Source organism: Arcobacter iocasae, from assembly GCF_042214795.1.
Lineage (GTDB): Bacteria > Campylobacterota > Campylobacteria > Campylobacterales > Arcobacteraceae > Arcobacter > Arcobacter iocasae.
Map to the genome: position 1 here is coordinate 2304366 of NZ_CP090177.1, position 19664 is coordinate 2324029.

At 27.8% G+C, this 19664-nt stretch carries 18 protein-coding genes; 8 read left to right on the forward strand and 10 right to left on the reverse strand.

Annotation, left to right across the window (positions count from 1 at the left end; all coding sequences use genetic code 11):
- Nucleotides 1–15 precede the first annotated feature (15 nt).
- On the forward strand, nucleotides 16–750 hold the full coding sequence (locus LXN10_RS11535; RefSeq protein ID WP_375723157.1) for a hypothetical protein: 735 nt from the start codon (nucleotides 16–18) through the stop codon (nucleotides 748–750).
- Between the two features lie 378 nt (nucleotides 751–1128).
- On the opposite strand, the gene LXN10_RS11540 is transcribed toward LXN10_RS11535, so the two are convergent.
- Nucleotides 1129–1995, reverse strand: a complete 867-nt coding sequence (locus LXN10_RS11540) for an AraC family transcriptional regulator (protein ID WP_375723158.1) — start codon at nucleotides 1993–1995, stop codon at nucleotides 1129–1131.
- A 143-nt stretch (nucleotides 1996–2138) separates the two neighbouring features.
- Between LXN10_RS11540 and LXN10_RS11545 the strand changes: the two genes are divergently transcribed.
- Nucleotides 2139–2300, forward strand: a complete 162-nt coding sequence (locus LXN10_RS11545) for a hypothetical protein (RefSeq protein WP_375723159.1) — start codon at nucleotides 2139–2141, stop codon at nucleotides 2298–2300.
- Nucleotides 2301–2341: 41 nt separating this feature from the next.
- Nucleotides 2342–3562 (forward strand): glycosyltransferase family 4 protein, encoded by a 1221-nt coding sequence (locus LXN10_RS11550; RefSeq protein ID WP_375723160.1) that lies wholly within the window; start codon nucleotides 2342–2344, stop codon nucleotides 3560–3562.
- Nucleotides 3563–3582: 20 nt separating this feature from the next.
- Here LXN10_RS11550 and LXN10_RS11555 read toward each other — a convergent pair whose 3' ends face one another.
- The gene (locus LXN10_RS11555) at nucleotides 3583–3981 is read right to left on the reverse strand and encodes a DUF2721 domain-containing protein (protein WP_375723161.1); all 399 of its coding nucleotides are present in this window, start codon (nucleotides 3979–3981) and stop codon (nucleotides 3583–3585) included.
- Nucleotides 3982–4138: 157 nt separating this feature from the next.
- Between LXN10_RS11555 and LXN10_RS11560 the strand changes: the two genes are divergently transcribed.
- The 5 genes from LXN10_RS11560 to pstB all read left to right on the forward strand — a co-directional run bounded on the left by LXN10_RS11560 (nucleotide 4139) and on the right by pstB (nucleotide 9606).
- Complete coding sequence (locus LXN10_RS11560; protein ID WP_375723162.1) at nucleotides 4139–5815, forward strand: formate--tetrahydrofolate ligase; 1677 nt, start codon at nucleotides 4139–4141, stop codon at nucleotides 5813–5815.
- 116 nt (nucleotides 5816–5931) lie between these two features.
- Entirely contained in the window at nucleotides 5932–6930 is a 999-nt protein-coding gene (pstS, locus tag LXN10_RS11565; RefSeq protein WP_375723163.1) for a phosphate ABC transporter substrate-binding protein PstS, read from the forward strand.
- A 118-nt stretch (nucleotides 6931–7048) separates the two neighbouring features.
- A complete protein-coding gene (gene pstC, locus LXN10_RS11570) occupies nucleotides 7049–8014 on the forward strand; it encodes a phosphate ABC transporter permease subunit PstC (RefSeq protein ID WP_375723164.1) in 966 nt (321 codons plus the stop codon).
- On the forward strand, nucleotides 8014–8817 hold the full coding sequence (pstA, locus tag LXN10_RS11575) for a phosphate ABC transporter permease PstA (RefSeq protein ID WP_013134825.1): 804 nt from the start codon (nucleotides 8014–8016) through the stop codon (nucleotides 8815–8817). The genes pstC and pstA overlap by 1 nt, the downstream gene beginning before the upstream one ends.
- A gap of 6 nt (nucleotides 8818–8823) precedes the next feature.
- Nucleotides 8824–9606 carry a phosphate ABC transporter ATP-binding protein PstB gene (gene pstB, locus LXN10_RS11580; RefSeq protein WP_375723165.1) on the forward strand — a complete coding sequence of 261 codons (783 nt, stop codon included), beginning with the start codon at nucleotides 8824–8826 and terminating at the stop codon, nucleotides 9604–9606.
- A gap of 64 nt (nucleotides 9607–9670) precedes the next feature.
- On the opposite strand, the gene LXN10_RS11585 is transcribed toward pstB, so the two are convergent.
- The 8 genes from LXN10_RS11585 to LXN10_RS11620 all read right to left on the reverse strand — a co-directional run bounded on the left by LXN10_RS11585 (nucleotide 9671) and on the right by LXN10_RS11620 (nucleotide 19658).
- Complete coding sequence (locus LXN10_RS11585) at nucleotides 9671–10180, reverse strand: NADPH-dependent FMN reductase (protein WP_129101444.1); 510 nt, start codon at nucleotides 10178–10180, stop codon at nucleotides 9671–9673.
- A gap of 102 nt (nucleotides 10181–10282) precedes the next feature.
- On the reverse strand, nucleotides 10283–11182 hold the full coding sequence (locus LXN10_RS11590) for an AEC family transporter (protein WP_375723166.1): 900 nt from the start codon (nucleotides 11180–11182) through the stop codon (nucleotides 10283–10285).
- A 123-nt stretch (nucleotides 11183–11305) separates the two neighbouring features.
- Entirely contained in the window at nucleotides 11306–11992 is a 687-nt protein-coding gene (locus tag LXN10_RS11595; protein ID WP_375723167.1) for a gamma-glutamyl-gamma-aminobutyrate hydrolase family protein, read from the reverse strand.
- Nucleotides 11962–12978 carry an amidoligase family protein gene (locus LXN10_RS11600; protein ID WP_375723168.1) on the reverse strand — a complete coding sequence of 339 codons (1017 nt, stop codon included), beginning with the start codon at nucleotides 12976–12978 and terminating at the stop codon, nucleotides 11962–11964. The genes LXN10_RS11595 and LXN10_RS11600 overlap by 31 nt, the downstream gene beginning before the upstream one ends.
- A 134-nt stretch (nucleotides 12979–13112) precedes the next feature.
- The gene (locus LXN10_RS11605; protein ID WP_375723169.1) at nucleotides 13113–15056 is read right to left on the reverse strand and encodes a sensor histidine kinase; all 1944 of its coding nucleotides are present in this window, start codon (nucleotides 15054–15056) and stop codon (nucleotides 13113–13115) included.
- A gap of 80 nt (nucleotides 15057–15136) precedes the next feature.
- Nucleotides 15137–16759: a C4-dicarboxylic acid transporter DauA gene (gene dauA / locus LXN10_RS11610; RefSeq protein WP_375723170.1), complete on the reverse strand. Its 1623-nt coding sequence runs from the start codon at nucleotides 16757–16759 to the stop codon at nucleotides 15137–15139.
- Nucleotides 16760–16950: 191 nt separating this feature from the next.
- Nucleotides 16951–17637, reverse strand: coding sequence for an SIMPL domain-containing protein (locus tag LXN10_RS11615; RefSeq protein WP_375723171.1), 687 nt, complete (start codon nucleotides 17635–17637; stop codon nucleotides 16951–16953).
- A gap of 629 nt (nucleotides 17638–18266) precedes the next feature.
- Entirely contained in the window at nucleotides 18267–19658 is a 1392-nt protein-coding gene (locus tag LXN10_RS11620; protein WP_375725344.1) for a PLP-dependent aminotransferase family protein, read from the reverse strand.
- Nucleotides 19659–19664 lie beyond the last annotated feature (6 nt).

The window sequence follows — 19664 nt, forward strand, 5'->3', positions numbered from 1 at the left end:
TGATGAAGGATAAGAGTGCTTAATGAAAAAAAACTTTTAGAAAATAAGTTTAAAAGAATATGGTATCTTAATATTATATTATTTTTACCTCTATTATTTTTAAATCAAGATATGATACTAGGTCTTGATATATTTAAAAAGTATGCTGATTATATAGGAAATATTTTTGCACATATAGAACAAATTTCTCTTTATACTAAATCTATTGGAGAGGAGTATTATACAATTAAATTTATATACTCATATTCATTTATTATTGCAATAATAGTATTTTTATATACCTTTCATGTTTGTAGTAATTTATATTTGTATAATTTAAATATAATTAAAAATACTAAATATAACTTTGAAATAATATCTATTAAAGAAACAGGTAGCTGGTTTCATCCTATAATGCTAATATTTTATATAATCATACTTTTTGGATTTATATTTTATTGGATGGATAATTCTACTATTACAAATCATGTTGGTATATTTACTGTAGAAGTTTTTACATATAAATATTTTGCAATATTTATATCTTGTATAAACTCTATGATTTTCGGTAATTTATCTGTCTTGATAAGTATAGATATACTTGCCAAAATATACAGTAGAAATTTTAGAATTTTAGAACCACTTGGGAAAAATGAAAAAAAAGTATTTTCAGATATCAAGAAAGCTATATTCAGTAAAAGAAGTCTTTATTCAATTTTGTTGCTTTCGATTGTGCTTTTTATATATGGAATAAGTGAGCTTATTAAATAGTAGAAACCAAATTATAGAAACTTTATTTTATTTTTTATAAACACCTAACGGTATTCGGTTCTTTTACTTTGTGTGGACAAAATAAACAAAACTACTAATGGCTACGAAGCTCATTTTGATTCCTTCCCTTATTGTTTTCTTTTTTCCAGACTTTGATGAAGCCGGAAGTTAGATGTTTATTTTCGATTACGCCCGAAACTGTTTGAGCGTTAAGAAGAGTGCTAAATGAACTCTTTAGCGAGTTTTACAGGGCAGAAAATAAATATATAACTGTAGGGGAGCTTTGCCTTCATCAATTCGTCTGGTTGCTTTCTTGTTTCTTCTTTTCAATAAAAGAAGAAAAGAGCGGAGAGGTTTACCTCTTCAAGAGAGCAACTTTTATTTATACCTAACAGGAACTCTAAACTCTATATCAAACTCATCATTTGGATCTAGATAATTATTTTTGTAATATAAAACACTAGCTGATCCTTCTAGTGCTTCAAATTCACTACTAGGAATCCATTGATAATACATCTTTTGATATAAAGTTAGAACATCTTCACAAACACCTTGAAATCTAATAGTTGCATATAGTCCACCCTTGATAGAACATAATCCAATATCACCTTTTGGTTCTATTTTTTTACCCTCCAAATCAACACAAGTGACATATCTATATTTTTCTACTGATGTAATATTGGGATTACTATGGTGTATTGCCATCATCGTTGGCTCTTTTATATCAAACTCTTCTTCTAAAAGATATAAGAATTTTTGCCATCCTTTTTTTATAGTCTTATCAAAACCCATATGCCTCATATATGCGATAGTTATTTCAGGTATCTTTTTTATCTCTATTTTTGAAAAGTCTACTTTTCTATTTTTTAATTCATACTCTTTTGATGTATGGCTTTTGTGTTTTTCTTTTCGCCATTCATTAGGAGAGCTCTTGTATACTTTTTTGAAGTCATTACTAAAGGTTGCTGAAGATTTAAACCCACAATTGTAAGCAATATTTGTAATTGATGATGTAGGATTAAATATAAGAAGATTTGCAGCACAATCTAACCTTAAATCCTTTATATAATTCGTAACACTTTTCCCAGTTATTTCTTTAAATATTCTTTGGAAATGGTAAGGAGAGTATGACGATATTTTTGCTAAATCTTCAATTACAAGTTTCATAGAAAGATATTTATAAATATGATATTGAACTTCATTGATTCTTTGTCTATGTTCATTTTTTGTATCAGTTTTTTTCATGGAAAGATATTATCATATTTTGTAAGCAAAATTTGGAAATAGTAGAATATTATAAAAATAATAGCACGATTTAATAAATATATTCAATCATAATAAAAAGACAAAATTTCTTTTAAACTTTATAATTTATAAAAGGAATTAAAATGAAAACTATGTTTGTATTATTTATTTGTATAAGTTTATTATTTGCTTTAAAAGTAAACAACAAAACCAAAGAAAAAGAGTTTAAAACCAAAGAGGAGGTAAATCTAATCTTCTCTTCTATTTATAAATCAAATCTAGAAGCATTTAAAAAGAAGAATTAATTTGTTATGATTTCACTTATAAAATATCAACAGAGGTAAAAATGAGAATTTTACATGCTTTAGCACAAAGATCTGGAAAAACTGGAAGTGGAGTTTTTCTACAACAGTTATTTAAAACAGGATATGAACAAAATCATGAGCAAGCAGTGATTGCGGGAGTTCCTATTAGTGAGCAAAATCCTGATATAGAAAATCTAAAGCCTCAGAATTTTTATCCAGTATTATTTGAAAGTGATGAGTTAAATTTTCCAGTTGTTGGTATGAGTGATGTTATGCCTTATGCTAGTACTAAATATAGTGATTTAGATGAAGAAATGTATGAGAAGTATGAAAAGGCATTTAAAAAGGTTATTCAAAAAGCTGTAGTTGATTTCATACCTGATGTTGTGATTTGTAATCATATTTGGCTTTTATGTGGATATATAAAAGACTTATTTCCAAATTTGAAAGTTCTGGTTTTATGCCATGGAACAGACTTGCGGCAACTTGAACGCTCACCTAGATTGGTTCCTATTGTAAAAAAAGCTGTGCCAAAGTGTAATTATCTTTTTGCGTTAAATTCTGCTCAAAGAGAAGAGATAGTAGAGCTTCATGATGTAAAGGATTCACAAGTAATTACTAGTGGAAGTGGATATAACCCTGATATGTTTTTCCCTATAAAAAGAGAAAAAAATAAAAAGATAAAGATAGCTTATGTAGGAAAAATCTGTAATTATAAAGGTGTTCCTAATTTACTTAATGCTCTTGATAAAACTCAAAATTATCAAAATATTGAGTTAAATTTGATAGGTCAGGGAAATGTTGAAGAGAGCCAAGATATTATAAAAAGTCTAAGCAAAAGAAAAACAGAAGTTAATTATCTAGGAGCCATATCTCAAGATAAACTTGCTGTGTTTTTACGAACTTGTGATGTATTTATTCTTCCTTCATTTTTTGAAGGTTTACCTTTGGTTGTGATTGAAGCCTTAGCTTCAGGTGTAAAAGTTATTTGCACAGACTTACCCGGACTTGATGAGTTTATGGGTGAAGAGTTAAAAGCTCTTGGTGCAATTAGATATGTAAAAATGCCAAGATTAAAAAATGTAGATACTCCTTATGCTGAAGATATAGAAACTTTTGAAAGGGAACTTAGCCAAAAAATAGATGAAGTTAGTGTAGAATTTTTAAATGATAATGAATATAAGATAGATGAAGTTCTAAGCCATTTGGAAGATAAGACTTGGAAGGGACTTTTTCATCGTTTGGAAAAATACTTTAAATAAATAGAAGCTTGAGAAAACTTCTATTTACACTTTTTATCTAAATCTTTTAATTCTAAGTTTAGAGCATTTGATGAGATATATACTTCCCATAACGATATACATAAAGATATACACATTGTAATCAAACTCAATCCAAATATTTTTTTTCCAATATCATGAAACTCTAAAAAAAGTGAAAACATAGAAATAGTACATAATAACATTGATACTACTCCAAAAAATTGCATCCATTTTGTAAGTTCTAGTCTTCTTTTTAAGTTATCTATTTGTCCTCTTAATTCACCTGTTTCTTGTTCTCTCGCTTGTCTACTAATTGAACGAATAAGTTGTCCAGTTGTTAAAAATCTATTTGTATATGCTAAAAGAAGTAGTGAAATAGCAGGGAAAAGTAAAGCTGGTGTCGATATTCCAATTTCCATAAAGTGCCTTTATATTTTTCCGTATTGTAACTAAAAGAAGACAAAACAATGGTTAAAATATATACAGTAAACTTACAGATTTAACAAAATATCTATATATTTCTAAAGGCAGATAGTGTAGAATAGAAAATCATATTTTTAGATAATAGGAATACATATGTCAGATATTGAAATAGCACAAAAAGCCTCTATGATACCAATTATTGAATTAGCAAAAACAAAATTTAATATTCCCCCAGAACATCTTGACCCTTATGGTCATTATAAAGCAAAACTCTCTTTAGAGTATGTTGATAGTTTAAGTCACCAAAATAAAGAGGGGAAACTTATACTTGTAACTGCCATAAGCCCAACTCCTGCGGGTGAAGGTAAAACAACCACAACAGTTGGATTAGGTGATGCCTTAAATAGAATAGGTAAGAAGACTATTATATGTTTAAGAGAACCTTCACTTGGACCTTGTTTTGGTTTAAAAGGAGGAGCAGCTGGTGGAGGTTATGCCCAAGTTGTACCTATGGAAGACATAAATCTTCATTTTACTGGCGATTTTCATGCTATTGGGGTTGCTCACAATTTATTAGCAGCTCTAATTGATAATCATATTCATCATGGAAATGCTTTAAATATAGATTCAAGACGGATAAAATGGAAGCGTGTTTTAGATATGAATGACAGAGCTTTACGAAAAATAACTATTGGACAAGGTGGGATAGGAAACGGTTTTTTAAGGGAAGATGGCTTTGATATCGTTGTAGCTTCTGAAGTTATGGCAATACTTTGTTTAGCTACAAATAGAGCTGACTTGAAAGAGAGGCTAGGACGAATAATTATTGGATATAAAACTGATAAAATCACTCCTGTATATGCGAGTGATTTAAAAGCTCACGGAGCAATGGCAGCTGTTTTAAAAGATGCAATAAAGCCAAATCTAGTGCAAACTTTAGAGAATAATATTGCTATAGTTCATGGTGGTCCTTTTGCTAATATTGCCCATGGATGCAACTCTGTAACAGCTACAAAAACAGCACTAAAGTTAGCAGATTATACAGTAACGGAAGCTGGTTTTGGAGCGGATTTAGGAGCTGAAAAGTTTTTAAATATCAAATGTAGAAGCTCAAAATTAAAACCTTCTGCTGTTGTATTAGTGGCAACAGTAAGAGCGCTAAAATATCATGGAGGTGTTGAAACAGATCATCTAAATCAAGAAAATTTAGAAGCCCTTGAAATAGGTTTTGCAAATATACAAAGACATATTCACAATATCACTAAAAATTATAATCTTCCTGTTGTTGTTAGTATAAATCACTTTACCCATGATACTGATGCTGAAACTTCACTTTTAAAGAAAAAGTGTGAAGAGTTAGGGGTGAAGTGTGTTATTTCAAGTCATTGGGCAAAAGGTGGAGCTGGAGCGGAAGAGTTAGCGCGTGAGATTATAGAGATTGTTGATAATAAAGAAGCTAGTTTTGATTATCTATATGATGATAACCTTCCTATTTGGAATAAAATTGAAGTAATTGCTACAAAAATATATGGAGCAAAAGAGATAGTTGCAAGTTCAAAAGTACATGAAGAGATAGATAAACTTCAAAATAAGTATGGAAAACTTCCTATTTGTATGGCAAAAACACAAATGTCATTTTCAACAAATCCCGCTTTAAAAGGAGCACCTATTAATCATATCATAGAAATAAGTGATATAAAACTAGAAAATGGAGCAGGTTTTATAGTTGCAATTGCTGGAAATATGATGACGATGCCTGGCCTTCCTAAAGTACCAACTGCAGAAAAAATCGATATCGATGATGATGGCTTAATTACAGGGCTTTTTTAGCTTTGTAATTTGAAAATTAAATAATTATTCTTAAGTTTGTTAATTAATACTGTAACCGTTTTGTAATTAAAGAAGATTAGAATTCTCTCACTAAATTAAAAAAAGGTAATTAACAAATGAAAAAAATCGCGTTATTAGCAGCAGCATTGCTAACAGTTTCTTCAGTTTCAGCAGCAGATTTAAAAGGTAGTGGAGCTTCTTTCCCTTATAGTGTTTATCAATCATGGATTGGTGCTTATTACAAAGCAACAGGTGTTCAAATTGATTATATTTCAAAAGGAAGTTCAGCAGGTATTAAAGATGCAAAAGCAAGAGCAGTTGACTTTGCAGGTACAGATGCGCCATTAAATCCTACAAAATTAGATAGTGCAAAATTATATCAATTTCCAGGTGTAGTTGGTGCAATCACAATGAGTTATAATATGCCAGATATTTCAAAATTGAGTTTGAGTAGATCTGCAATTGCAGGAATAGCTCTTGGAAAAATCAAATATTGGGATGATAAAATTATTACAGCTGAAAATAAAGGTGTAAAACTTCCTCATGAAAAAATTACTTTTGTACACAGAGCTGATGGTTCTGGAACTACATTTAACTTTACTTACTACCTAAGTAAAATTTCTAAAGACTGGAAAGAATCTTTTGGAGCTAAAAAGTCTCTTAATTGGCCAGGTAATCACCATGTTGGTGGTAAAGGAAATACTGGTGTAGCTGCACTTATCAAACAAACTCCATATTCTGTTGGTTATGTTGATTATGCTGATGCAACAAACAATAAACTTCAAATGGCTTCTGTTGAAAATAAAGATGGTCACTATATTGCACCTGAATTAAAAGCTTTCCAAGCTGCTGCTGCAAAAGCTGCTCTTGATCCTAAGAAAGATTTTTATGCTGTAATTGCTGATCCTTCAGGTAAAGATGTATATCCAATCGTTGCTGCAACATTTATTTTATTACCAAAAGAAGCAACTGAAATGAATAAAAAAGTTACAGCTTTCTATGACTGGTCATATAAAAATGGACAAGCACTTGCAAGTGAATTAGGTTATGTTCCTCTTCCAGATGCATTAACAACTAAAATTAGTAAATATTGGGCTGACAAAGGTATTAAATAATATCGTCACACTAAACAACTTGAACTAAAGTTCAAGTTGTTTTTAGCTTATCTTAAAAGTATAAGTTTTCAAAAGTGTATTTTATGCATTTTTTAGAATTTATAAGTATTGGTTGTAAATGGAAAAAATTTTTAAAAATCTCTCTTTTATTAGTGCAAGTTTTGTACTAGTAGTTCTTATTGGAATATTTGTTAGTCTATTTAATTCAGCAAAACCTGCAATGGATGAATATGGCTGGGGCTTTATTACTGATTCTTCTTGGGCAAAATATATTACTGTAGAAGAACCAGAACCAAAAGTTACAAAAAAAGAATCTACAAAAAAATCAACTGTAGCTGTTGAAGAAGAATCAGATGATGCGTTTGATGATATTTTAATTGATGATTCAGATTCATTGACTAAGACTATTTATGGTGGATTGATTCCTATTGTTGGAACTATTCTTTCAACTTTGATTGCAATGGTTTTTGCTCTTCCAATTGCTATGGGAATAGCCGTTTTTTTAGCAGAAATTGCTCCTAAAAATATCTCAAATATAGTAGGTATAGCAATAGAACTTTTAGCTGCAATTCCAAGTATTATTTTTGGTATGTGGGGTTTGTTTTATTTTGCTCCAATTGTTCAAAGCATTGTGGGTGGATATCAAGTGTCACTTTTAACAGCTGGACTTGTTCTTGGTGTTATGATACTTCCTTTTATGGCGGCAATTACAAGAGATAGTATGAGAACGACTCCTGATGTTTTAAAAGAGTCAGCTTATGCTTTAGGTGCTACAAAATTTGAAGTTATAAAAGATGTAATTTTCCCTTATTCAAAAAGTGGAATTATTGGTTCAATTATACTTGCTCTTGGTCGTGCTTTAGGTGAAACAATGGCAGTTGCATTTTTGATTGGTTCTGTTTTTTCAATGCCAACAAAAATCACTGATCCAACTGTTTCAATTCCAGTTGCTATGGCAAATAACTTTGGAGAAGCAACAGGGCTTACAATGTCATCATTGTTTTATTTAGCATTTTTACTTTTTGTAATAAGTTTTACAGTTATCTCAATTGCAAAAATCTATTTTCTTAGAAAGGTTAACTAATGAGATTATTTTTAAATAAGTTTATCTTAGTTTTATCAACTATTTCAGCTTTGATTGGTTTGGCTTTTTTAGGTTGGATATTAATTACTTTAGTAATAAAAGGATTGAGTTCTTTTCACCTTTCATTATTTTTTAATGACTTAATAAATGGAGGACTTAGAAATTTAATTATTGGTCAATTTATTATTGCAGGTATTGCTTCACTAATTGGTATTCCTATTGGAATGTTAGCAGGTATTTATCTACAAGAGTATGGTGGTAAAAAATTTGTAAGAGTTATAAGAGACCTTAGTGATATTATGATGAGTGCTCCATCAATTGTTATTGGTGCTTTCGTTTATGCAATCATTGTTGTTCCAACGGGAGGAACAAGTGGATTTGCTGGAAGTATTGCTTTGGCTATTATGATGATACCAATTGTTATTAATACAACTGATAATATGTTATCTCTAGTTCCAAGAGAGTTAAGAGAAGCTGGTATGGCACTAGGTGCTAGTAAATATAGAGTTACCCTTGATATTGTTATAAAAGCTGCAAAAGTAGGAATTATGACAGGGTTACTTTTATCTTTTGCAAGAATTATTGGAGAAACAGCACCACTTCTTTTTACAAGTGAGACAAGTAACTATTTTAGTTTAGATTTAACAGAAGCTTTCCCTTCATTAACTGTTAGTATTTACAATCTTGCAAATGACCCAGTTACAGCAAGCCGAGATTTAGCTTGGGCAGCATCATTTATACTTACAGCATTGGTTTTAATGATAAACCTATCTGGAAGATACATTACAAGACACAAAGGATAAAATAAAATGTCAATTATGAGTATAGAAAAATTTGGTTTTAAATATGCCTCGGCACAAACTAAATCATTAAATGATATTAACTTAAAAATTAAAAAAAATTCAATTACAGCTTTAATAGGACCTAGTGGATGTGGAAAATCTACACTTCTTAGATCTTTAAATAGAATTCATGATTTATATCCTGGAAACGAATATTCTGGTAAATTGATGCTTTTAAATCAAAAAAAGAAAAAAATGGAAAATATTCTTGATTTAAAAAAAGAGAATAGTTTTATATCTTTAAGACAAAGAGTAGGAATGATATTTCAAAAACCTACACCTTTTCCAATGAGTATTTTTGATAATGTTGCTTATGGTTTAAGAATATCTGGAATTAAAAATAAAACTGAACTATCAGATAGAGTTGAAATGGCTTTAAAAGGTAGTGCTTTATATGGTGAAGTAAAAGATCGTATGAATAAAAGTGCCATGGGATTAAGTGGTGGACAACAACAAAGATTGTGTATTGCAAGAGCAGTTGCTTTAAAACCTGAGCTTTTATTATTTGATGAACCAACATCTGCACTAGACCCAATTTCAACGGCTGCTATAGAAGAGTTGATAGTTGAACTTAAAAATGAAGTAAGTATTGCAATTGTTACACATAATATGCAACAAGCAAGTAGAATTAGTGAATATACTGCTTTTATGTATCTTGGTGATTTAATAGAATATGATGAGACATCAAATATATTCTTAAATCCAAAAGAGAAAAAAACTGAAGATTATATTACTGGAAGATTTGGATAATTAAAAATAACAGTTATTTTACTGTTATTAAAAAAGGCAAAGTTATTTTAACTTTGCCTTTTTTTTAGTCTCTTGAAAGTTTAACTAACTGTTTAATCATAATTTTTGCACTATCTTCACTTAGAGGTTTTTCATAAGTTGTTAATAGCTCTCTTGCTAAAATATTTGCACCTAAGTGCTGAAATTGTATTCTCATAGCTTGAAGACCTTTTTGTCCTCCACCACCACTGTGTGTTGCTAATCCTACAATTTTTTCATTAAAAGCATCTCTCCAAGATTCAGTTGCTCTTGAAGTCCATGCCATTGCATTATTAAGAACTGGTGGCATAACTCCATTATATTCAGGAGCAACAATAATAAATGCTTTTAGAGATAAAATTTTATTTGCTAATTCTTTTGCAGTATCTGGAATTCCATTTCTTTCTTCTTCTACAGTACTATATAGAGGTAAGTCTAAATCCACTAAATTAATAACTTCTGCTTCAACATTTTCAATTGTTGCTAACTCTTTTAATTTATCACCAAGTTTTCTATTATTACTTGCACTTGCAACTAATATTCCTATTTTTGACATTTTTATCCTTTATAATATTTTTTGAAATATACCATACAAAACTTTACTCTTTATAACGAAGAAAATCAATATAAAAACCTAATATTATTTTAAATATCCAATTTATTGCATCATAAAATATAATGCTCCTGTGGTAGCAAAAGAGAAGATGATACCATATCCTACAATTGCAGAACACAATCTTGGAGCTAATCCTGCCATAGATGCCATAGCTCCTGCTGTTATCATTGCTGGCATTGCAGCTTCTATAATTGAAACTTTTGCTGGTAATCCACTCCACCCAAATATAAAACAAATAGCAAAAGCAATTGCTGGACCAATAATTAGTTTTATAAAACTTGAAACAAAAAATGGCTTAATATCATGGGCTGGTATTTTAAATTGTAATTGTAATCCAACTGCTACTAAAACCAATGGAACAATAGTATTTGAAAATATCTTTAGTATATGTATTACCATAGGTGAAAGAGTTGTTCCCATAAGTAAAAGACCAACAATCAATGAAAGAAAAGGAGGAAAAGTTACAACTTTGATAGTAATAATTTTAAAATTTGTTTTTCCACTACCTGAGTATAAAGTTAAAACAAAAGTTGCATAACTGATTAAAAATATAAAAGTACCAAGTTGATCATAAATAAGTAAATAAGCCATAGCCTCTTGACCATAATAAGCATTTACCAAAGGAATACCTAAAAATGAAGTATTACCCAAAACAGTCACTAACATCAAAGCACCGGTAACTTCCCTTGTAAACTCAAGCCATCTTGAAACATAAAAAGTAATAACAGCAGTAATACTCATAACACTCCATGCAATTACTATTGGGATTATCATTGTAAGAGATATATTCATTGTAGGGATTTCAAGTAGTATCATAGCTGGCATTGATATAAAAATTACAAATTTATTTAAAATTTCAGGAGTATTTCCTGGAAATGCCTTAAGTATTTGAAACAAATAACCTAATCCAATACATAAAATAATAAGTATAAAATTTTCCATTATAATTGCCTTTAATAGAGTTCAGGCATATTGTATCTTCAAGAAGATCAGTAGTTGTTTTTAATGGTTTAGGTGAAAATAATAGAATGCCTAATTAGTATGTGAATAGTATCAAAAAAACAATTAATCTTTTAACTTAGATTTAACAGTATCCACAAATATTTTAAAAATCTTTAAATGTTGCTTTTTGTAAAAAAGATATTCAGGATGCCATTGCACTCCAAATATTAAATTATTGTCATCTTTTTTTGATATTGATTGAATAATATTATATTTATCAACTGCTTCTAATTTAAAAGATTCAGGTAGTTTTTGTACAGCTTGATGGTGTAATGTATTTATCTTTAAATTTGAAGTTTTTAAACATGTATCTAAAATACCACCTTTTGTTACACTTATAGTTTTCCAAGGTAGTGGAGTATATTTGTAATCATATCCATCTCTTCTTATGTCTTTGCAAAGTTCTCCTCCAAAAAATATATTTATTAGTTGATATCCTCTACATATTCCAAAAACTGGTTTATTATTTTCTACAGCTTTATTTAAAAGTGTATACTCTAAAACATCTCTTTCATAAGATATTACATCTTCTATTTTGCAAGTTTTATCTTCAATAAAAGCATTATATAAATCATTTCCACCACTTATGAGTAATCCATCCATCTCCAAATCATCATAGGGTTTATTTGGAGTGATTATTTTAGTACGAGCTCCGCATAAAAAAAGAGAAAAGATTATAAAAAACCTAGAAACAAATCCTTTTTTAGGACCTGTTACTATTATAGTAGGTCTGTGATGTAGCCATGACATTGTTCTATCCATTCATTTTTATTAAATAAAGGTGAATCAAGTTGAATCAAAAACTCTTTACTCATTTTATTAAATACTTTTTCGTTATTTGCTAAGATTTCAACTATTACCCATAATTGAAACTCTTGAGAAAGATTCCATCTAAATAGATTTACTTTTGAATTTGGTAGTCTATAGTGATATGTAGGTCTTGGATTTATTTTTTCTTTTGGAAGATGTTTTCTTACTTCTTCCTCATCCCAAAAAGCTAGTTGTGGTAACATATCCAAAATACGATTTCTTGTAGGATTATATTTTATGTAATCTTGCAGAAACTCTTCTTTTGTTGGCTTATAATCTAAATCAATAATTTTTTTAATATACTCTTTGGGGAAGTCGTTTATATAAGGTGAAACCTTTCTTGCTATATCAACTTCACTTTGAAGTTCTATCCATTTTTGAATAATTAAAAATGATTTAAAAAGTCTCAGTACATCTTCTATATTTTGACTTGGTGGTTCTATATTAAAATGAACTCCAAAGGCATAATAAAGTGAATGTGTAGTCCCTAATGCTCCATTTAATCTAAGACTTTCAACTAGTTTATCAGCTTCCTTTAAATCTTTAATTGGTATTGGAGGAGTTGCTATTTCAAAAGGTACAAATCGCTTAGATGTTTTATCCACAATATCATCTATACTATGTGATACACTTCCAATTATATTGCTAAGTTTATCAAATAAATTATCAGTTTGCATTTTTTGAAGTAATTGGGCATCTAGTTCAAATTTGAAGTCTCCATATTTAGTATCTTTTAATTTTAGTTCATATTTTGTGATTTTCTCTAAGTTTCCACCAAATATCTCAGATATAAGTTTGGCACTTTTTTCTAGTGAAAGATTTGAGTACTCAATTTCAATACCCACATGTCTTGGCTCATCTTTATTATTAAAAAAAAGTTCTGGCAAATACTTTTTTTCTATTATTTCTTGATAGTTTACTTGCATATTTTTCCCTTATATTTATAAGAATATAAACTTGAGTTTAATCACTAATTACAATATTTATATTTTGTTAGTTATTATAAAGATAACATAAGTTATTTAAACATAACTTAATTATTTTTTGAAAAGGAATGGCTTTATAAAGTATTTTTGGGTAGTTTTATAGAGAATTGAGCACCTATATAAGTTTCATTATTATATTGAAACTCTTCATTTGTGGCATTTATTTCACCATTCATATTTGTAATAATTTGTTTACTCATATAAAGCCCAATGCCAGTACCACCAATTTCTTTTTTAGTTGTGAAATATGGTTTAAATACATCACTTAAAATATCTTTAGGAATCCCACCATTTGTGTCTTTTATTTTAATATATAAAAAAGTTTTATCTTCAAAAACATCGATAAATACATATTGTTTTTGAGTTTTATTAGGATTTTTTATAGATTCATCTTTTGCATTTTTTATAATATTTATAAAAACTTGTAAAAGTTCATTTTGATAACCACTTAAGTATGTTTCTTTTATGTTTTTTACTATTTCAATATTGCTAGTTTTAAATTCTGAGCTAATTAATTTTAATGTTTTTTCAAAAATAGTTTCTATATTAAAATATGTTTTTTCTTTACTTGGATTAAAAAAGTTTCTAAAATCATCAATTGTAGTTGTTAAATGAACAACTGAATTATCTATATTATCAATTGCTTCACTAATCTCTTCTTCGGAATTATGACTTTCATTTTCTTTGTTAAGTCTTAAAAGACTATTTGACATACTTATTAAGCTTAATGGTTGTTTCCATTGATGTGCAATATTACCTATCATTTCACCCATAATTGCCATTTTAGATTGTTGAATCAATAACATTTCATTTTTGATTGTTTTTTTAGTTTCTAAATCCAGATTTTCTCTATATTCTTTAAATTTTGTAGCAATAATATTTGATACATAAAAAGAAATAGCTATTAAAATAAGTGTCATAATACTACTAATAATTAATATTTTATTTATAACTTGGTTACTATTTTTTGTAAGTTCAATTTCTCTTTGTTTTAGTACTGAATTTAATCTATCTAAATAAAATCCATTACCAATTACCCAATTCCACTTTTCAAAAAGCTTTATATAAGAGATTTTGGCAGATGATTTATAGTTTGCATTATAAGTTGATAAGTAATCTAAATAACCTTCTTTATTAGCTTTTGCAAAATTTAATATATCTTTTACAACAAAATCGCCTTTAGAGTTTTTTACTTTTAATCTATTTTGACCAATGCACTCTTTTCTAATATCAGAGAGACAATTTCCATTTAAATCATATACAAAAATATATCCATTTTCACTATATCTAAATCTTGTTATCCACTCTAAAACTTTTTTCTTTATTTTTTCTTGAAAGTCCAGAGTATATTCACCTGTCCCAATAACTACATTATATGGCTCAAAATATTTATAAAAACTTATTTTTTCATAGGCTTGGGTTTTGTCATTTGGTTTATACCAATAATATTTATCAAAGGCCTCGGTTTTATTTTTAATTGTTTCAGATATCTTTTTTACAAATTTATAACCTTTTGCATCTTCATAATTAAGCATATTTTTCCCTTCAAATTCTTTATTAAAGGGTTGTAATAGCTTAACACCATTTATATCATCCATAAAAAAATAACCTCTATTATTGTTGTAAGACATTCCTGTTAGTGCATGTTTAATAGTTGTTAATATACGCTCTTTTGATCTTGTTTGTTCATTTAAAAAATCATTTGATTCTTCTGTATAAAGTATATTTGCTACCTTGTATGCCTCATAAACTTTATTTTTAATAGATTCTTTTAGACTCTCTTCTGCTTTACTTATTTCATCATTTATTAAAGAAATGATATTTTCTACTTCATATTTAACAATCTTTTTATTTTCATTTAAATAGTTTGCCTTTAAAATCTCAACTTCATTTTTTACATCTTGTTTTTTTTGATTGATAAATATATATGTAATAATAAATGAGAATATTATAACAGGTACTATTGCACCATATTTAATTAAATTTAATATATTTTTTTCATTATCAAAAAATTTCATTATATTCCTAGATTAAATAAATTATTTAATTATAGCTAAAGGAAATAAAAAGAAACTTTTGATTATTTAAAAATAATAATTTAGTTATAAAATTTTAGTGCTGAATCAATATCAGGTTTTAAAATTAATTTTTTTGAATCAAAAATAATCCCAAATTTATTTAATTTATTCATTATTCTCTTATTTACGCCAGTTATTATAAGAACTTTTTCATTTCTTTCAAAGTTCTCTATCATTGATTCTATTGCAACAAGAGCAGTCATATCTATCATTGTTACATGCTCCATATTTAAAATAACAATTTTTATGTCTTCTTTTGTAGAAATTAGTATTTTAAGAGCATTTTGTGCTGCACCAAAAAACATAGGTCCATTGATATTATAAATAGCAATATCATTTGGAATATTTTCATGAACAATAGAGTGCTCTTTATTAATAAGTTCAATAGAGTATAATTCTATAGTTCTTTTTATAAATAAAATAGAAGCAAGTCCCATTCCCACAGCGACAGCAATTTGCATATCAAGAAGTACAGTCAAAGAAAAACATACTAATAATACATAAACATCATGTTTGGGTGCTACTTTTATTATTTTTATAAAGTGTTTGACTTCTGACATATTCCAAGCAACAACTAAAAGTAAAGCAGAAAGTGAAGCCATAGGTAAAAATGATAAATATGAAGCAAAAAATAGTATTGAAAAAAGAATAAATATAGAATGAATAATCGAAGAAATTTTTGCTGTTCCACCTGATTTGATATTTACAACAGTTCTAGCAATTGCAGCAGTTGCTGGTATACCTCCAAAAAAAGGAACTACTATATTTGCTATTCCTTGTCCTATTAACTCTTTATTTGGATTTGTTCTATTGTTTGTCATTCCATCTGATATTACAGCACATAATAACGATTCTAAAGCACCTAATATAGCAATTGCAATACTATGTGGCAATAATTTATATAATAAATCTAAATTTAAATCAGCCATTGAATAATTAGCCCAAGGAATATTAAACTGCAAAGGAATAGGGGGAATTCCATTTCCTTTTATATCTCCTATTTGATAACTAAAAGTTGAAAAGATAGTCGATATTTGAATATCTGGATTATTTGAGTTAAATAAATAAACTCCTATTGTAACTATTGACAAAGCAATCAAAGGAGCTGGTATTTTAGTTTTTACTTTTGGCCATAGTATTAATAAGCCCAAAGTTATTATTCCTACAATTAATTCATTGATTTGAAAGGTAGGAAAGGCTTTGATTAAGGTATAAACTTTTTCATAGAAATGACCAGTAAAAGATTCAATCTTTAAACCAAAAAAATCTTTTATTTGAAAAGTAGCAATTACTACAGCAATACCAGTTGTAAATCCAACAGTAACAGGATAAGGAATTAGTTCTATTAAGTTCCCAAGTTTAAATAATCCCATTAATACAAGAATAAATCCTGACATTAATCCACACAATAAAAGTCCAACAAGTCCAAACTCATGTACAATTGGAATTAATATTACTACAAAAGCAGCAGTTGGTCCTGAGATATTTATTTTACTACTACCAAATATAGATGCTAATATACCAGCAATAATAGCAGTGTAAAGACCATTTTGTGGTGGAACACCAACTGCAATTGCTAATGCCATAGATAATGGTAAGGCAATAATTCCAACGGTTAGACCTGAAAATATATTATTTTTCATTTGTTATCTTTTTGATTAATTTTATAGGTAGTATTTTTTAGATCAGTATTTTTCATAATTTATTTCTTTTAAAATTTAAGCATATATTTCAGTAGTATAACTCGCAATAACTTGGTAAACCTTATGTGACTAGATATGATTAGATTAAAGTAGTAATATAATAATAATAAAAGAGCTTAAACGCTCTTTTATTATTTACAAAGAAAAGTATAGTTTGTATTTATTTTCACATCTAAAGAATCATCAATAGGTTTAGCAATACTAGATGTTTTACTCAAAGCTGAAGCTTCCATAAGCGTATTTCTAAGTACAGGTGTATATCTTTGATCTTTAGAAATATTAATATCTTTAATGCTACAAGTTTTATTAGAAAATAATTTTTCTAAATTTTTTGCATAATCAATTCCAAAAGAAAAAGCTTGATTTTCTAACTTTCTGTATGAAACTAACATCTCTTCTTCTGTAAGAATTGGATTAGAAGTACCTATTGATGTTTTATTTATATTTGATTTATTCAAATAATTTATGAATTCATTTAAACTTTTAGTATCATCATATGTACAAGTAAAATTTATATTAGAAATATACCCTTTTGTTTCTTTTTTATTATCAATATAAACAACATTTGGATTTATAGAGTATTTCCCACCACTACAGTCTAAATTTTTGTGTTCTTTTAGATCTTTTACTTTCTTTAGTATTGATTCCATATTATTTTGTATAGTATTAAAACTAAGACTTTGATTTTCTGCAGAAACATTAATTTTGTAGCTGGTAGTTTTTGCAGTATTTGTAAAACTTTCATTTAACGATATTGTTGTTGCGCTTAAACTTGTGAATATTCCTAAAATTCCTAATATTTGTAGAGACTTTTTCATTACCTTCCTTATATTTTATTTTAAGACTAAGTATATCATTTTTCTTATAATGATTTATTTACCTTTTTTCTCAACAAAATATAGAATAATACAAATTTTATCTATCTCTTTGCCATTATCGTTTATAATGCGATTAAAACAAAAAACAAATATTTAATATTAAAGGTAAATAATGGGATTAGGTGTCCCAGTACTTATATGTTTATAATTCCCTTTAAACTACCATAATATAAGACTTCTAATCCAATTTAAGTTTTAAATAAAATATAAAAGTCCTTGAATAGTCCTTGTCAAAATAATAAATTATGAGTAAATTAAAAAGTTCACTTTTTTCTTCCATAATCACTTAAGGTTTATGGAACTTTGCAGTTTTTACTTTTTGAACACTTTATGGAACACGGAAAACTTACTTGAGTACTTCGTGTTTCAAAACCTAGTGGTTAAGAAAGAGATTATTCAAAATTTTGTGTTCTATTTCTTGTTGATAAATCATACTATTATGGAATATATTAAACCAAACCTATTGATGATTAGATTATTAATATTTTAGTTAGGGAAAATTAGCAAAAATTAACAAAATTTTTAATCTATAGTTATAAAAGAAAAATTAGTCTATAATTATTAAAATATTATTTACATATAGCCAGTAAAAAAACTTTTGAAAAAATTTCCACAGAAAAAGGAATCTCTTCTTCTAAGAAGCTCCCAAATCCCATACATATAGCTTTAAATGTTGCAGTAGAATCTGAATGTATATAATAAAGTTTTATTTTTTTGTTTATTGCCTCTTTTTCAAGTATTTCCCAATTTATTTTTACAATAGGCACAATAACTATTGATAATCCACTTCCTTCTCTTAGTATTTTAATCTTATCCTTTAAATAAAAGAGTAAAGATTCTTTCATAATGTTATGTTTCTTTTTATTTAAAATTCTAGTTTTCCTTATGTGTTTTTCCCAATAACCATCTTTAATAAATAATTCAAGCGTTTTTTGTGTATCAATAGATACACCAGAGAAATGAAAATTAAATTTCTCTTTGTATAGTGGCAATAATATTGTTGGTAACACAAGATAACTAACTCTTAGAGCAGGAGAAAGAGATTTTGAAAATGTACCTGTATAAATAATACAATTATTATGGTTAATTCCTTGTAATGAAGGAATTGGTCGATTGTTATAACTTAGTTCACTATCATAATCATCTTCAATAATATAGGCATTATTTTTTGTAGCCCATTGTATAAGTTTAAAACGATTTGCAATAGGAATAGTTACTCCTGTTGGATATTGATGTGAAGGGGTAATATATAAAAGTTTACACTTATTTTTTTCTATATGTTCTAAACTAATACCATCAGAATTTATTGGAATATTTTCTATAGAATAATCAAGATTTTTGAATACTTTTTTTACTACTGAATATCCTGGAAATTCAATTCCTAATTGTGAAGTAGAAGATTTTAATATTGTAGCAATAATAAACATTGCATCTGAAAATCCACTACATATGACTATTTGATCAGGATTACATTGTACTCCTCTATTGTGACACAAATATTTTGATATTTGTACTCTAAAAGAATATTCACCTTGCATTTGAGGATAGCTTCCAAAATTAATCATATCTTTCATAATTTTATTATGTAATCTAGACCATAGTTTATTAGGGAAATTATCATTATGTAGTTGAGCAGGATAAAAATTATATAAAATATTTGTAGTAGTTGGTTTTAAAGCATGTTGAAATGTTTCTTTTAGTGGTAAATAGTTTTCTATATCTTTACTTACAAAATATCCACTTTGTGGATAACTTTCAATATATCCTTCTGCGAATAATTGACTATATGCAGATTCTACTGTGTGTTTACTTACTTGGTAATCTTGAGCCATTTGTCTAATCGAAGGAAGTTTTGTTCCTGCAGGCAAATTTTTTTCAATATTAATTTTAATTTGATTATAGAGTTGGATATATAAAGGTGTTGATGAATTAATAAGCTTATATATAACTGTCCTTTTTATTTATCA

Bases quoted from the DNA above. Each gene is read 5' to 3' on its own strand.
- LXN10_RS11540 (WP_375723158.1), bottom strand. From the start codon at position 1,995: ATGAAAAAAACTGATACAAAAAATGAACATAGACAAAGAATCAATGAA.
- LXN10_RS11545 (WP_375723159.1), top strand. From the start codon at position 2,139: ATGAAAACTATGTTTGTATTATTTATTTGTATAAGTTTATTATTTGCT.
- LXN10_RS11550 (WP_375723160.1), top strand. From the start codon at position 2,342: ATGAGAATTTTACATGCTTTAGCACAAAGATCTGGAAAAACTGGAAGT.
- LXN10_RS11555 (WP_375723161.1), bottom strand. From the start codon at position 3,981: ATGGAAATTGGAATATCGACACCAGCTTTACTTTTCCCTGCTATTTCA.
- LXN10_RS11560 (WP_375723162.1), top strand. From the start codon at position 4,139: ATGTCAGATATTGAAATAGCACAAAAAGCCTCTATGATACCAATTATT.
- pstS (WP_375723163.1), top strand. From the start codon at position 5,932: ATGAAAAAAATCGCGTTATTAGCAGCAGCATTGCTAACAGTTTCTTCA.
- pstC (WP_375723164.1), top strand. From the start codon at position 7,049: ATGGAAAAAATTTTTAAAAATCTCTCTTTTATTAGTGCAAGTTTTGTA.
- pstA (WP_013134825.1), top strand. From the start codon at position 8,014: ATGAGATTATTTTTAAATAAGTTTATCTTAGTTTTATCAACTATTTCA.
- pstB (WP_375723165.1), top strand. From the start codon at position 8,824: ATGTCAATTATGAGTATAGAAAAATTTGGTTTTAAATATGCCTCGGCA.
- LXN10_RS11585 (WP_129101444.1), bottom strand. From the start codon at position 10,180: ATGTCAAAAATAGGAATATTAGTTGCAAGTGCAAGTAATAATAGAAAA.
- LXN10_RS11590 (WP_375723166.1), bottom strand. From the start codon at position 11,182: ATGGAAAATTTTATACTTATTATTTTATGTATTGGATTAGGTTATTTG.
- LXN10_RS11595 (WP_375723167.1), bottom strand. From the start codon at position 11,992: ATGTCATGGCTACATCACAGACCTACTATAATAGTAACAGGTCCTAAA.
- LXN10_RS11600 (WP_375723168.1), bottom strand. From the start codon at position 12,978: ATGCAAGTAAACTATCAAGAAATAATAGAAAAAAAGTATTTGCCAGAA.
- LXN10_RS11605 (WP_375723169.1), bottom strand. From the start codon at position 15,056: ATGAAATTTTTTGATAATGAAAAAAATATATTAAATTTAATTAAATAT.
- dauA (WP_375723170.1), bottom strand. From the start codon at position 16,759: ATGAAAAATAATATATTTTCAGGTCTAACCGTTGGAATTATTGCCTTA.
- LXN10_RS11615 (WP_375723171.1), bottom strand. From the start codon at position 17,637: ATGAAAAAGTCTCTACAAATATTAGGAATTTTAGGAATATTCACAAGT.